This is a genomic window from Streptomyces sp. NPDC104381 (genome assembly GCF_055583745.1).
In genome coordinates this window covers 174,935-189,480 of the sequence record NZ_JBVJNK010000002.1, presented here as the reverse complement: position 1 = coordinate 189,480, position 14,546 = coordinate 174,935, and the positions used below count along the sequence as shown (strand labels likewise).

11 protein-coding genes are annotated in these 14,546 nt (G+C 73.0%); 7 read left to right on the top strand and 4 right to left on the bottom strand.

Annotated elements, in window-relative coordinates; translation table 11 throughout:
• Positions 1-41: 41 nt before the first annotated feature.
• Positions 42-458, top strand: a complete 417-nt coding sequence (locus tag ACZ607_RS05865; RefSeq protein ID WP_469733402.1) for a hypothetical protein — start codon at positions 42-44, stop codon at positions 456-458.
• 102 nt (positions 459-560) lie between these two features.
• Entirely contained in the window at positions 561-2,906 is a 2,346-nt protein-coding gene (locus tag ACZ607_RS05860; RefSeq protein ID WP_469732144.1) for a phage holin family protein, read from the top strand.
• A gap of 11 nt (positions 2,907-2,917) precedes the next feature.
• Here ACZ607_RS05860 and ACZ607_RS05855 read toward each other — a convergent pair whose 3' ends face one another.
• The 3 genes from ACZ607_RS05855 to ACZ607_RS05845 all read right to left on the bottom strand — a co-directional run bounded on the left by ACZ607_RS05855 (position 2,918) and on the right by ACZ607_RS05845 (position 5,639).
• Positions 2,918-3,973, bottom strand: coding sequence for a LacI family DNA-binding transcriptional regulator (locus ACZ607_RS05855; protein ID WP_469732142.1), 1,056 nt, complete (start codon positions 3,971-3,973; stop codon positions 2,918-2,920).
• Positions 3,974-3,980: 7 nt separating this feature from the next.
• Entirely contained in the window at positions 3,981-4,610 is a 630-nt protein-coding gene (locus ACZ607_RS05850) for a DUF305 domain-containing protein (RefSeq protein WP_469732140.1), read from the bottom strand.
• A gap of 93 nt (positions 4,611-4,703) precedes the next feature.
• A complete protein-coding gene (locus tag ACZ607_RS05845; protein ID WP_469732138.1) occupies positions 4,704-5,639 on the bottom strand; it encodes a DUF1996 domain-containing protein in 936 nt (311 codons plus the stop codon).
• Positions 5,640-5,877: 238 nt separating this feature from the next.
• Between ACZ607_RS05845 and ligA the strand changes: the two genes are divergently transcribed.
• The 5 genes from ligA to ACZ607_RS05820 all read left to right on the top strand — a co-directional run bounded on the left by ligA (position 5,878) and on the right by ACZ607_RS05820 (position 13,441).
• Complete coding sequence (gene ligA / locus ACZ607_RS05840) at positions 5,878-7,971, top strand: NAD-dependent DNA ligase LigA (RefSeq protein ID WP_469732136.1); 2,094 nt, start codon at positions 5,878-5,880, stop codon at positions 7,969-7,971.
• A 146-nt stretch (positions 7,972-8,117) separates the two neighbouring features.
• Positions 8,118-8,963 carry a rod shape-determining protein gene (locus ACZ607_RS05835; RefSeq protein ID WP_469732134.1) on the top strand — a complete coding sequence of 282 codons (846 nt, stop codon included), beginning with the start codon at positions 8,118-8,120 and terminating at the stop codon, positions 8,961-8,963.
• An 854-nt stretch (positions 8,964-9,817) separates the two neighbouring features.
• Entirely contained in the window at positions 9,818-12,127 is a 2,310-nt protein-coding gene (secD, locus tag ACZ607_RS05830) for a protein translocase subunit SecD (protein WP_469732132.1), read from the top strand.
• A 163-nt stretch (positions 12,128-12,290) separates the two neighbouring features.
• Positions 12,291-13,088: a YoaK family protein gene (locus tag ACZ607_RS05825; RefSeq protein ID WP_469732130.1), complete on the top strand. Its 798-nt coding sequence runs from the start codon at positions 12,291-12,293 to the stop codon at positions 13,086-13,088.
• 47 nt (positions 13,089-13,135) lie between these two features.
• Positions 13,136-13,441, top strand: a complete 306-nt coding sequence (locus ACZ607_RS05820) for a 4a-hydroxytetrahydrobiopterin dehydratase (protein WP_469732128.1) — start codon at positions 13,136-13,138, stop codon at positions 13,439-13,441.
• A gap of 7 nt (positions 13,442-13,448) precedes the next feature.
• Here the strand turns inward: ACZ607_RS05820 and ACZ607_RS05815 are convergent, their stop codons facing one another.
• A complete protein-coding gene (locus ACZ607_RS05815) occupies positions 13,449-14,411 on the bottom strand; it encodes a LysR family transcriptional regulator (RefSeq protein ID WP_469732126.1) in 963 nt (320 codons plus the stop codon).
• Positions 14,412-14,546: the final 135 nt, after the last annotated feature.

The window sequence follows — 14,546 nt, the reverse complement described above, 5'->3', positions numbered from 1 at the left end:
GTAGGGTCGTGGCCAGCATCCGAGTGCGGGGGGATCCGTTCATGGGCGACGTCGGCGCAGACGTACGGGTGGCGGCCATCGCCAGTCTCACACCGCTGGAGGAGCTCGACGGCGATCCGTTCCTCGTCGACACCCGCAGCCAGCACGCCATGTGCGCGCGCTGGGCCGCAGGACGGGGATACGTCGTCACCCGCCAGCTCCGCGTCTACGGACTCCGCCCCGATCACCACGCCCTGTGGTCCGGCGTCGAGGACGAGCGGGTCGAGCTGTTCGTGGCCCCCAACGACCGGGTGCTCGCACGGGCGGTCGTCTCGGTGCCGGACTTCGCGGCGGAGTGCGCCCGCCGTGGTGTGCGACTGGAGTTCGCCGGCCTGGAGGAGCCCGTCTACACCGCGCGCACCAAGGCCAGCGTCCACCGCAGGCTCTCCATGCCGACCGCAGGATACGACGGCTGCTGAAGCCCGGAGAGGCCCCGGGGCCCGGCAGGAGCCCGAAGGGGCTATGACAGGCTTGATGCGGGCCCGTGACGGACACCGGGCCCGGACGTGAGGTGGAACGGCGTGAACGACGGGCGATGGCGCAGGGTGGGGGGAACCCTCATACGCGTGATCTCGGTGTGGGCCGTCTCCACGCTCACCATGCTGGCGCTGGCGGGGATCCTCCCCGACTTCCAGCTCCAGGCCGACGACGGCGACACCGTCACCAGGACCGCCTTCACCGCGGCCTGGGGCGCGGGCGCCTTCGGCCTGCTGTCCGCCCTGGTGTGGCCCGTGCTCGTCCGAGCCCTGCTCATCGTGCCCGCCCTGGTGCTGGGCGCCCTCGTCTTCTTCCTCAACGGCTCGCTGCTGCTCATCGCCCTGCGGCTCATCCCGGACGGGCGCGGGGACGCCAACCCGGAGACCGCCGTCGTGGTGGCGGCCGTCATGTCGGCCGTCGCCTCCGCGACCTCCACGGCACTCGCGGTCCGGGACGACGACGCGTACCGGCGAAGACTCTCCCGGCTCGCCGACCGGCGCCGCAGACGCAGCGGCACGCCGCAGACCGCGGACCGGGGCCGGGGCGGCCCGCCCGGGATCGTGTTCCTCCAGCTCGACGGCGTGGGCCACGACGTGCTCGAACAGGCGGCGGCCGACGGCCTCATGCCGACCGTGGCCGGCCTGCTCGCCGACGAGGCGGGCCACCGGCTCACCCCGTGGACCACGGACTGGTCCAGCCAGACCGGCGCCAGCCAGCTCGGCATCCTGCACGGCAGCAACCACGACGTCCCGGCCTTCCGCTGGTTCGAGAAGGAGACCGGCACCGTCATGGTCTCCAGCAGACCGGCGAGCGCCCTCGAACTCCAGCGCAGGGCCATCGCCCGCACCCATGACGGCGGCCTCCTCACCGTCGACGGAGCCAGCCGGGGCAACCTCTTCAGCGGCGGCGCCGACCAGCTCGCCCTGGTCCTCTCGATGGCCGCGAGGCGCGGCAAGGGGCGCCGCTCGCGCGCCGGCTACTTCGCCTACTTCTCCGACCCGGCCAACGCGGTCCGTACGGCGCTGTCCTTCGTCGCCGAGGTGGGCCGCGAGATGGGCCAGTCCGTCCGGGCCCGGGTGCGTAAGGAGTCGCCGCGGGTCAAGCGCGGCGGGCTGTACCCCTTCATCAGGGCCTTCGCGACCGTCGTCGAACGCGATGTGGTGGTCTCCGCGGTCATCGGCGACATGTTCGCGGGACGCACCGCGGTCTACGCGGACCTGGTCGCCTACGACGAGGTCGCCCACCACTCCGGGCCGCACAGCAGGGACGCCGAGAAGGTCCTGACACGGCTCGACCGCTCGCTGGGCCTCATCCTGAAGATCGCGGACCACACCCCGCGCGCCTACCGGATCGTGCTGCTCTCCGACCACGGCCAGAGCCCGGGGGAGACCTTCGCGGGACGGTACGGCCTCACGCTCAAGGACCTCGTACGGGCGGGCTGCGGGCTGCCCGTACCCCGCCGGGCGCAGCGCACCCGCAGCGCCTCGGAGGCCCGCGACGCCGTACGCATCGCGCTGCACCGGCCGGTCGTCGGGGTGTCGGAGGCCGAGCACCCCGCCAAACCCTCCGACCCGGTGGTGCTCGCGTCCGGGAATCTCGGGCTGCTGTCGTTCCCGGACATCGAAGGACGGGCCACACGTGAGCAGCTCGACCGGCGCTACCCCGCACTGCTCGGGACCCTCGCCGCGCACCCCGGGATCGGCTTCCTGCTCGTGAGCAGCCAGAAGTACGGTTCGGTCGTCCTCGGGCCGGGAGGGGCCGAGATCCCGCTGGCGGAGCTGACGGACGGCGAAGGGCCGATGGCCGTCTTCGGGCCGGGCGCGGCGGACGCGGTGCGGCGCACCGACGGCTTCCCGCACGTCGCGGACGTCATGGTCAATTCGATGTACGACCCCGAAACCGGCCGTGTACACGCCTTCGAGGAGCAGATCGGCTCGCACGGCGGGCTCGGCGGCGAGCAGTCACGGCCGTTCCTGCTGTGGCCGCGGACGCTGACGGACCCGCTCGACGCCATGGCCGCCGACCTCCCTCCCGGGACGTCCGACACCGGGCCGGCAGGCGCCCCTCAGCCCGGGCCGGGCGTTCCTCAGGCCGGACCGGTGGGGGCGGAGGCCGTGCACCGGGTGCTGGCACGCTGGTTGAGGGAGCTGTCCGGGCCGCAGGTGCCGCTGCAGCAGGAGGGTTTCACCGGCGCCGTACGGGTGGACGGACCGCTCCCCGAGGGGCAGGCGGGGGCCGATGTCCCCACCTCTGCCGGGGCCTCCGTCCTCGCTGATGTCGCCGTACCCGCCGAGGTGGTCCCGCTTCGCGCCGATGCCCCGGCCCGCGCGGACGCCCCCGACCCCGGCGACGCCGTGGCGGGCGACTCGGTTCCGGGCCCGCGCGGCTGAGGACCCGGCCGTCAGGCGGACTCGCGGTGCACCAGGGTCGGGTGGAAGACCACGGACGGAGCCGGTCCCTCGCCCGGTTTGCCGATCTGCTTGAGGAGGAGCCGCGCCATCTCGGAGGCCATCTCCTCCACCGGCTGGCGTACGGTCGTCAGCGGGGGATCGCACGCCACCGCCGCGTTGCTGTCGTCGAAGCCCACGACCGCCACATCCGCCGGCACGTCCTTGCCCGCCCGCAGCAGCACGGGCAGCGCACCCAGCGCCATCAGGTCCGAGGCGATGAACACGGCGTCCAGATCGGGCCGTTCCTTCAGCAGCTGCCGCATCGCCGAAGCCCCGCCCGACTGGGTGAAGTCCCCCTCGGCGGTCACCACGTCACCCACGCCGTGCTGCTCCAGCGCGTCCAGGAAGCCGGTCAGACGCACCTGCCCGGCCGGCATGTCCTGCGGGCCCGCGACCGTACCGATGCGGCGTCGCCCCAGGGCGGCCAGGTGGTCGGCCGCCATCTGGGCCCCGGCCCGCTGGTCCGCCTCGACGTAGGTGAGCGGGGAGGGACGCCGGGGCCGGCCGGCCAGCACGGCGGGCAGCCGGGTGTCGTGGATCAGGCCGGGCAGCGGGTCGTCGGCGTGCGAGGAGATGAGCACCACCCCGTCGACGTGCCCCTGGCGCAGATACGACAGCAGCTGATCGCGGGAGCCCGCGTCGTCGGCGAGCATCAGCACCATCTGGATCCCGGCGGGACGCAGGACGTCCATCAGCCCGGCCACCACCCGTCCGAAGTGCGGGTCGGAGAACATCCGGCCGATGAACGGCTCGGAGACCGGGCGCCGTTCCCGCTCGGACACCACCAGGGCGATCGAGTCCGTACGCCGGGTCACCAACGAACGCGCCGCCCGGTTGGGGACGTACCCCGTGGTGGCGACCGCCTCCTCCACGACCCGGCGCAGCGCCGGGTCCACGGTGGTCGCGCCGTTGATGACACGGGACACGGTCGCCCGGGAGACGCCCGCCACCGCGGCCACGTCCTCCAAGGTGGCGGGGCGGACGGGCGGCGATACGTCGGCAGTCATGCAGTCTTTATACCGGGTGATCCGACGGGCAGGCGAAGGGTTCCGGCACGTCAGCGGCCCTGCCCGCGCACAACGCCGCCAGATCGGCCAGCTGTTCCCCGCGTGCGGTGACGAGCGCCCGGGCGCGGGCGGTGGCCTCCGCCCGGCTCCCCGCCGTCGTCTCGGAGCGGGAGACCTCCTCCGACTGGCGCAGATGGTCGCGGATCTGTGTCACCAGCAGACGGTCGAAGGCGGCCCCCTCGGCGGTACGGGCGTCGTCGAGGTCCCCGGCCGTGACCATGCCGGGCATGTCGTGCCCCTTGTGCAGGTCGGTGTCCGGCAGCCCCATCCGGTCGCGCAGCTTCCGCAGCTCCGCCAGTTCGGTGGTCTGGGCGGTCCGCAGGCGCGCCGCCCAGGGCCGGAGCCCCGGGTCGGCCTTCTCCGCCGCGAGGCCGAGCAGGATCAGGGCCTGTTCGTCCATCGGGACCATCAACTGGAGCCAGGCGGCATCGGTCGGGTCCGCGACGGGGGAGGAAGGGGCGTCCGTCGGAGAGGAAGCGGACGGGGAGCGCGCCGGACGGTCCCCGGCCCCTCCCTCGGCGCACGACGTGAGGACGGTGAGCAGGAGGAGCAGCGCTGCGGTGCGACGAGCCGGCATCGGCGGGTGGTCCTTGCGCGAGGGTGCCTGTCCGGGGCACGAGGCTCCGGACAGGCACCTGGTGGACAGGGAGGTGACGGTTGATCAGGTCGATCAGGGAGTGCCGTCGGCGCCGCACTTGATGATGGCGTTGATGCAGTCGCGCACCCGCTGCGCCATCTCGGCCTCGGGCCAGACGTTGAAGAAGTCGCCGTGCATCGTGTAGCCGCGCCCCGAGGCCAGCCGGAACCGTGCCGGGTCCCCGTTGACCGGGTAGCGCAGGACCTGCCGCAGCTTGGGCACCGCGACCGGATGGGTCGACGGGCACTCGCCGCCCACCGGATAGGCCATGTGACTCTTGTGGTTGGGCGAGTCGAGGTCGGTGCCGTTCCAGCACTGCGGGAAGTCGAGATAGCTCTCCATCATCGAGCCCGCCGGGCAGTTGACGAAGTCATGGGACGGGTTGACCTCGCCGTGGTGGAGACAGGACCAGCGCGAGATGGTGTTGTCGTCGGGGCCGGTCGCCACGGCGTTGCCCGCGACGATCCGCAGCCCGCGGGGGAACGGCTTGATCGTACGGATGACGTCGTCCCGCACACCCTCACCGAGGTAGTAGAAGGTGGTGCCGGTCGGCTCCACCTCCTTGTCGCCGTCGTACAGCGTGGGCACCCAGTACGAGGACAGGTCGGTCGTGGGTGCGCAGGTGGTGCGGCCCTTCTCCAGCGAGGCCAGGTCGGAACGGGCGTTGGTGGTGTCGTTGCCGAAGAAGCTGTGCATGTGCGAGGCGCCGGGCAGGCCGGGGAAGACGATCGGGTCGTCGGGAGCCCGGTGCGTGTAGGGGCATTCCGCGAGGAACTCGGCGACCCGCACCACGTCGGCCGCGGCCTTCGGCCCGGCCTGTGAGGTCGCGTCCCCGGCCGCGTTGCCCGCGTTGGCCTGGACGAGGGACAGGGCGAGGGCGGCGGCGGCCAGCCCCGCGATCCGGTAGCGCCACGGTGGCAGGGCTCTGCGTCCGCGGTGTTCGGTCGTACGTCTGTTGAAGAAGAGCACGGCACTCCTGTTCTGAGGAAGTGGGGTTCCTCTGACCGGTCGTCCGGCCAGGGTAGAGAGCGCTCTCTCGATGAACGTAGAAGTGTGATGCAGGCATGTCAATACTCCGCGTCGGTGCCTCAATTACCTGCCATTTGAACGAAGTTGGCTACGGCAATCTTGGGAGAGCGCTCTCTCGTCATTGACTCCGAACAGACGTCGGAGGGGATTGTCAGTGGTGGGCGGCAGGATGGTGGTCATGACGACGAACTCAGCTGGAGTGCTCGCCGACACCGCCGCCTACGCGGCCGCGGTGGAAGAGGCCAAGCGTGCCGCCGCCGCGTATTACACCGCAGGTGAGAGCAGGCTCGACGACGACGCGTACGACCGCCTCGTGCGCGGGATCGCGGCCTACGAGGAGGAGCATCCGCAGGAGGTGCTGGACGCCTCCCCGACCGGGAAGGTGGCCGGCGGGGCGGCTTCGGGGGACGTGCCGCACACCGTTCCGATGCTCTCCCTGGACAACGTGTTCTCCGCCGAGCAGTTCGTCACGTGGACGGCCTCCGTGGAGCGCCGGATAGGCAGGCCCGTCGCGGCCTGGAGCGTGGAGCCGAAGCTCGACGGCCTGGCGGTCGCCGCGCGTTACGAGCAGGGCCGCCTCGACCGGCTGATCACCCGGGGCGACGGCACGGCCGGCGAGGACGTCTCGCACGCGATCGGTACGGTGCTGGGCCTGCCCGAGCGGCTCGGCGCTCCCGCCACCCTGGAGGTGCGCGGCGAGATCCTCATGACCCAGGAGCAGTTCGAGCTCGCCAACACGGTGCGCACGGATCACGGGGCCGCGCCCTTCGCCAATCCGCGCAACGGGGCGGCGGGCACCCTGCGGGCCAAGGACCGTGCGTACCGCGTGGAGATGACCTTCTTCGCGTACGGGGCGCTCGCGCTGCCCGGGTCCGGCGAGCTGACGGACACGCTGGGCGAGCTCCCGCACAGCGAGGTCCTGGAGTATGTCGCCGGCCTCGGTGTCCACACGGCCGCGGCCACCGCGGTCGCCCCGCGCACCGTCGGCACGGTCGAGGAGGTGCAGACCGGGGTCGAGGACATCGCGGCCCTGCGCGCCTCGCTGCCGTTCGGGATCGACGGCATCGTCATCAAGGCGGACCTCGCGGCCGACCAGCGCGACGCGGGCTCGGGGACGCGCGCGCCGCGCTGGGCCATCGCGTACAAGCTCCCGGCCGTGGAGAAGGTCACCCGGCTGCTGGACGTCGAGTGGAACGTCGGCCGGACCGGCATCATCGCGCCGCGCGCCGTGCTGGAGCCCGTCGAGATCGACGGATCCACCGTCGGGTACGCCACCCTGCACAACCCGGCCGACATCACCCGCCGCGATCTGCGCCTGGGCGACCACGTGATGGTCTACAAGGCGGGCGACATCATTCCCCGGATCGAGGCCCCGGTCGCGCATCTGCGGACGGGCGAGGAGCGGCCGGTCGCCTTCCCCGAGGTCTGCCCGCAGTGCGGGTCGGAGATCGACATGACCGAGCAGCGCTGGCGCTGCACCCGGGGGCGTGACTGCCGTCTGGTCGCCTCCATCTCCTACGCGGCCGGCCGTGACCAGCTCGACATCGAAGGTCTCGGTGCCACCCGCGTCGTCCAGCTCGTCGACGCGGGTCTCGTACGGGACTTCGCCGACCTCTTCACGCTGGAGCGGGAGCAGCTGCTCTCCCTCGAGCGGATGGGGGAGACCTCCACCGACAATCTGCTGGCGGCCATCGAGACGGCCAGGTCGCAGCCGCTCTCCCGAGTCTTCTGCGCCCTCGGTGTACGGGGCACGGGGCGCTCCATGTCCCGGCGGATCGCCCGTCACTTCGCCTCGATGGACCGGATCGTCGCGGCTGACGCGGAGGCGTTGCAGCAGGTGGACGGCATCGGCAAGGAGAAGGCGGCGGCGGTCGTCACGGAGCTGGCGGAGCTGGCGCCGCTGATCGGGAAGCTGGTGGCCGCGGACGTCACCATGACGGAGCCCGGCGCGACCCCGCCGCCGGAGCCCGGTGCCGAGCCGGAGGACGGTGCCGAGGACGGGGCGGCCGGTCTGCCGCTCGCGGGCATGACGGTGGTGGTCACGGGGGCCATGACCGGCGCCCTGGAAAAGCTCTCGCGCAATCAGATGAACGAGCTGATCGAGCGGGCCGGCGGAAAGTCCTCCTCCAGCGTCTCCAAGCGCACGAGCCTGCTGGTCGCGGGGGAGAAGGCCGGATCGAAGCGGAGCAAGGCCGAGGACCTCGGCGTCCGGATAGCCGCGCCGGAGGAATTCGCGGAGCTGGTCGAGACGTATCTCGCCTCGGTGGTGTGAAAGGTACACACGCCCGCGCACCTTGGAATTATCAAGGGAGTGGCCTTTTTATTCCGCGTATTGCATAGTGAGGGCTCAATCATGCCTCGCTATCAGCGGTCGATGTGGAGTGACTGCCGAGGCGGGAGACCTGAGGGTGAGGGCCGATGCGTTCTTCGCGTGACGGACGGAGGCGTGGCCGGCCCGTCCTCCGGCAGCGGGAGGCGCACGCGGATGCGGCGCACCGCCCCGGTCCCGTCAGAGGGCTCGCCGTCGACCTCGGCAGCTCCGGGACCCGTGCCTGGGTCCCGGGGCTGGGCCCCGTCACCTGCGGTCCGGCGGGCTGGGAGGACGGCGCCGGCCGGCCGGTCCGGCGGGGACGCATCGTCGATCCGGCGTCCTGCGCCGGGCTGCTGGGCCGTCTCGCGGACACCGCGCTGGGTGAGCACCGCCAGGACAGCGTGATCGTGCTCAGCCACCCGGTCCTGGCCGGACGCGAACACCGCGCGCTGGCGGGCGAACTGCTCGCCGCGCTGGGCACGTCCGATGCCGTGGTCCTCAACAGCGCCAGCGCGGCCGCCGCGTGCGCCGGGCTGCTCGGCGGCGGCCCCGTGCTGGTCGTCGACATGGGTGCCGAGCTGACCGAGGTCGCGCTGCTGGTGGACGGGCAGGTCGTCGACGCCCGCCAGGCCGACGCGGGGCTCAGCGATCTCGAACCGCGTTCGCTGGCTGCCGAACTCGCCCGGAGCGTCCTCGATATGATCACGTCCATGTGGCACGAGGACCAGCACGGTGCGGTGCGCGGGGCGTTGCGCCGTGGGCCCGTGCTCACCGGCGGCGGAGCGTTCCGCCGTGACGTCACCGACCTGATCGCGGGCCGCCTGGGTGCGCCGGTGCGCGTCGTCCCCGATCCCTCGACCGCTGTCGTACGGGGTGCCGCGCTGATCCTGGACTCCGTCCTGGCCTCCTCCGGCGTGGGCGCGGTGTCCCTGCGTCCGGTCCGGCTGAGGTGAGCCCCCTCCCGGGGGCTCCCCGGGGGAACGCGCCCCCGCGGGGGACGCACGGCCCACCGCCGCACGAGGTGCGGTACTTCCTCGCCGCGCTGCTCCTCGCCGTCCTGACACTTCTCGGCGGCGCGCCCACGGCAGCGGGAGCGACACTTCCCGTCCCGCTCCCCGGCGCGGCGCCCGTCACCGCGGGGCCCGCCCCAGCGCCTGCATACACCGGCGGCGCGCATGCCACGCACGGGCCCGCACACTCTGACGCCTTCGCCGCGCTCGGCGACGCGGGGCCCGATCACACTGATACCCGCGCCGCGCCGGGCACCGCTCGGGCAGGTGATCTCGATACCCGTGCCGCGTTCGGCGGCGCTGGGACAGGTGACCCCGATCCTGGCGCCGCGCCTGGCGCCGCAGGGACAGGTGACCTCGATACCCGTGGCGCGCCGGGCGGCGCTGGGCCCGTTTCCCCGTACTCCGTCGGTTCCGATGTGCGCGCCTCCCTGCCGGAGGCGTCCGTCGGGCCCGGTCCCGTCCTATGGGCGGAGGCGGGCCGGGCATCCGCCTTCGGCCTGGGGCAGCGTGCGGGCGCGGACCGTCCGCACGGCCCGCTCCACGTCCCTCTCCCCGGCCACGGCGCCGTGCCTCCGAGCCCGCAGGGCCTTCCGCTGCCCCGGGGTGCCTCGCCGTGGGGAGGCACCGCCGCGCCCTTCGCCGTCGTACGGGCCGGGGCCGCGCTGCCGGGGGTGCGGGGTCCTCCAGGGGTGACGGCCGGTCAGCCGGCCCTTCGCCGGTCCTGCTCCACAGACCCGTCGCCCCGCCCTCCCCGCTGAGGCCAGGGCGGACGACGCCCACCCAAGGGGATTCCCATGACTCGCGCCACCACGGTGCGAGCGGTTCTGGCTGCCGCCGTACTGCTCGTCTCCGTGCTCATCACGCTGACCATGTCACCCAGACTCGGCCTCGACCTCCAGGGCGGCACCCGGATGGTGCTCCAGGCCAAGGACTCCGGCACCGCGAAGGCGGACCGGGAGAGCACCGACCGCACCCTGGAGGTGCTGCGCCAGCGCATCGACTCCCTCGGCGTCGCCGAACCCGTCCTGACCCGCTCGGGCGAGGACCGGATCATCGTCGAACTGCCCGACGTCCAGGACCCGCGCCAGGCCGCCGAAGTCATCGGCAGGACCGCCCAGCTCAGCTTCCACGCCGTCCTCGGCCCCGGGGCCGAGGAGAAGAAGGAGGGCACGGCGAAGGACGGGCCGACACTCCCGGACGAGCAGGGCGGTCTGCTCGACCTCGGCCCGGTGCGGCTCTCCGGCGCGGGCGTGAAGGACGCCACCGCGGACTTCGACGCCCAGCAGGGCACGGGCTGGAGCGTCTCCCTCGACTTCCACAAGGACGCCGGCAAGAAGTGGACCGGCCTGACCGGGGAAGCCGCGTGCCATCCGACCGGTGACGAACGGCGTCGCGTCGCCATCGTCCTCGACGGGAAGGTCATCTCCTCGCCGCAGGTCTCCCCGTCGGTCGGCTGCGACGTCGGGCTTCCCTCCGGTTCGACCCAGATCACCGGTTCGTTCAGCGCCGGCGAGGCACGCGATCTCGCCCTGCTCATCAAGGGCGGCGCGCTCCCCGTCCCGGTGGAGATCGTCGAGCAGCGGACCGTCGGCCCGACGCTCGGGGCGGCCGCCATCGACGCCAGTGCCCGGGCCGCGCTCATCGGCGCCGCGGCCACCGCCCTCTTCATCACCGTGATGTACCGGCTGTTCGGCGCGCTCGCCGCGATGGCCCTCGCCGCGTACGGGGTGATCTCCTACGCCGCCCTCGTCGGCCTGGGGGTCACGCTGACCCTGCCCGGCCTCGCCGGTTTCGTCCTCGCCATCGGGATGGCGGTCGATGCCAACGTCCTTGTCTTCGAACGGGCCCGCGAGGAGTACGCGGACCGGCGGAACGGTTCGCTGCGCTCCGCGCTCGGCGCGGGATTCCGCAACGCCTGGAGCGCCGTCGCCGACTCCAACGTCACCACGCTCATCGCCGCCGGGCTGCTCTTCTTCCTCGGCTCGGGACCGGTCAAGGGCTTCGGTGTCACGCTCGCCATCGGCGTCCTGGTCTCGATGTTCTCCGCGCTGGTCATCGCGAGGGCGCTCACGGAGATCGCGGCGGGATCCCGGTTCGTCGGGGACTACCGGGGCGTCAACGGCATCGCACGGCCCGGCAGGGTCCGCACCTGGCTGAACGAACGCGACCCCCAGCTGTTCCGCTCGCCGAAGCGCTGGCTGATGGTGTCCACCGCGCTGGTCGTCCTCGCCGTGGCCGGCATCCTCGTGCGCGGCGTCGACCTGGGGGTCGAGTTCACCGGCGGGCGGCTGGTCGAGTACTCCACGAGCCGCCCCGTCGACGTCGAGACCGCCCGTGACTCGATCGCCGCCGCGGGCTTCACCGATGCCGAGGTCACCATCGCGGGCGAGCACGATCTCTCCGTACGCACCGGGAAGCTGGACAACGACGGGGAACACGCCCTGCGGGCCGCGCTCGCCGAGGAGGGCGGCGAGGCCACCAAGGTGCGCGACGAGCTGATCGGCCCCAGCCTCGGGGACGAACTGCGGCGCAACGCCCTGATCGCCCTGGGTGTGGCCGTGGTGGTGCAACTCGCCTACCTGGCGGCCCGGTTCCGCTGGACGTTCGCCGTGGCCTCGGTCGGGGCCCTGGTCCACGACGTCGTCATCCTGATCGGCGCCTTCGCCTGGCTCGGCCGCCCCGTCGACGGGATCTTCCTGGCCGCCCTGCTCACCGTCATCGGCTACTCCGTCAACGACTCCGTGGTGGTGTTCGACCGGGTACGGGAGCTGTGGGCCCGCAACCGGCGCGCCCCGATCGCCGATGTCGCCAACCGCGCCGTCCTGCAGACCGTCCCGCGCACCGTCAACACGGGGATGGGCGCCCTGTTCATCCTGATCGCCCTCGCCGTCCTGGGCGGCGACTCGCTGGCGGACTTCGCGCTCGCCCTGCTCATCGGCATCTGCGTGGGGACGTACTCCTCGGTGATGACGGCGGTACCGGGGGCGCTCCTCCTGGAGAAGAGCAGCAAGGCTCCGCCGCCGGCCCGCAAGCGGGCGCCGGGGCGCAAGAAGTCGGTCGGCGGACCGCGCAGGGACCCTTCCGACAACGGGGCGCGCGTCTAGGGCGTGTTCGCGCGTCTAGGCCGCTCCGGCAGCGGTGCCGGGCGGGGCGGGTGCTGCCCCGCCCGGCGTGTACGGGGAGCGGGACGCCCGGCGTGTACGGGGAGCGCGGGCGCCGGGCTGCGGCACAATCCTGATCACATCGAGTGATCGGAGTGTGCCGCCCATGCTCCAGGTGATGCGTGAGGCCCGGGACACGCTCGTACCGGACATGGAGGGCCCGCACGGTCCGCTGCCGCCGGTCCTGCTGATCCTGACCGTGCTCACCGGACTGGTCGACGCGTTCAGCTATCTGCTCCTCGGGCACGTCTTCGTCGCCAACATGACGGGCAACGTCGTGTTCATGGGCTTCGCCTTCGCGGGCGCGGCGACCTTCTCGACCCTGGCCTCGGCGGTGGCGCTCCTGTCCTTCGGGGCGGGGGCGCTGGCCGGCGGCATCGCGGTCCACCGGGCCAGGGCGCACCGGGGCCGCCAGTTGCAGCGCGCGCTCCTCGTCGAGACCGCCTTCGTCGCCGCCGCCATGGTCGTCACCCTGATCTCGGGCGGGCCGTACACCGGTGGCGTCCGCTTCGCGCTCATCGTGCTGCTCGGCGTCGGACTCGGTGTGCAGAACGCGGCCGTCCGGGCGCTCGCCGTGCCCGACCTCACCACGACCGTGTTGACCCGTACCCTCACCGGCGCGGTGGCCGACAGCCGTCTCGCCGCGGGGCCCGGCAGCCGGTCGGGGCGCCGCGTCCTGTCCGCCGGCGCCCTGCTGGCCGGTGCCTTCCTCGGTGCCCTGGGCCTGCTGAACGGGCACCCGTCCCTGCCGCTGGTCCTCGCCGTGATCCTCCTGGCCGTCATGAGCGCGGCGGCGACGCCGCTCACCCGGAGCGACGCGCCCTGGACACGGCCGGCCGGGCCTGAGCGGGGCCGGGCGCCCCGCCCCGTGTCACGCGCGACAGGCGGTGGGCCCGGACCGTAACGTCACGGGCACCCGTCGACCGCACCGATACGCCCAGGAGTCGCCGTATGCCCACCGAACCGCTGTCCGCAGACGACATCGAGGCCGGTCTGCGCGAGTTGCCCGGCTGGGAGCTGGAGGGGGACCGGATCGTCCGCACCTACCGGCTGCCGTCCCACTTCGCGGCCGCCGCGCTGACCGTCCACGTCGCCCAGATCCAGGACGAGCTCAACCATCACTCGGACCTGACGCTGGGCTACAACACGGTGGCCCTCGCGGTGCACACGCACGACGCCGGGGGTGCCGTCACCCGCAAGGACCTCGCGCTGGCCGCCCGGGTGGAGGCGATCGCCCCCGGGTACGGCGCGCAGTAGGCGGCCCTCACGGGGCGGGGCCGAAGCGGGGGTGTGCGGCGAGCCAGTTCGCGTAACTGTCGCTGCGCCGCACCGCCTCCGCGTACGCCGCGCGGGTGTGCCCGCTCACCGCGGCGGACGCGGCACCGGCGGTGGAGGACCGTGGGTGACGGCCCAGCAGATGGCGCCAGCTCAGCGGCGCACCGGCGAGGGGGCGCGTCACCAGGCCCGGGGCGGGCGGGAACGTGGCCCTGCACAGTCCGACCGCCCGGCCCACCTGGACCAGGTGGACGACGGACACCGTGTCCGTCTCGTACACCGACGCCGGGGTGAAGCCGGCCCGCGTGCACGCCGCGGTGAAGCAGTCCGCGAAGCAGCCGTCGCCGGGCACGTCGGCCCAGCACTCGTCGGCCAGCGCGGAGAGTTCGAGCTCCTCCCGGTCCGCAAGCGGATGGTTCTCGGGCAGCATGACGAACACCGGGTCGACCCCGATCACCTGCCAGACGAGCCGGTCCGCCATCGGCGGCGGGCTCTCCCCGCACGCCCCGATCAGGGCGAAGTCCAGCCTGCCCTCGATCAGCAGCGAGGCGATCTCGGCCACCGACCACGAGGTGTACGTGGACACGGGCGCCGTCGGATGCGCGGCGGCCAGCCGGTCGACCAGACCGCCGAGCAGCGGGCCGTGCGTCCCGCCGAGACGGAAGCGCTCCACGGCGGCCCAGGTGTTGGCGAAGCGCACCGCCTCCTCCTGGAGCCCGCTCACCGCGGGCAGCACCACCCGGGCCCGCTCCAGCACCAGTTCACCGAGCAGGGTGGGCCGTGCGCCCGTGTGGTCACGGTCGAAGAGCGAGCCGCCGAGCGCCTTCTCGATCCGCCGCAACTGGGCGCTGAGCGCGGGCTGGGCGAGCCCCAGAGCCGCCGCGGCCTTCGTCAGACTGCCGGTGTCGGCAATGGCCCGTACGGTACGCAGATGACGTAACTCCAGCTCCATGAGCGCACGTTATGGCCGCCGGCCCCCACCGGCAATACGCGGGTCGCGGCCGTCCCGACGGGCGGCCCGCCGCGCCTGCCCGCCACCTGGTCCGGACCGCTAGGGTCTTTCGTTTGGATCAGGCCGGATCAGGGA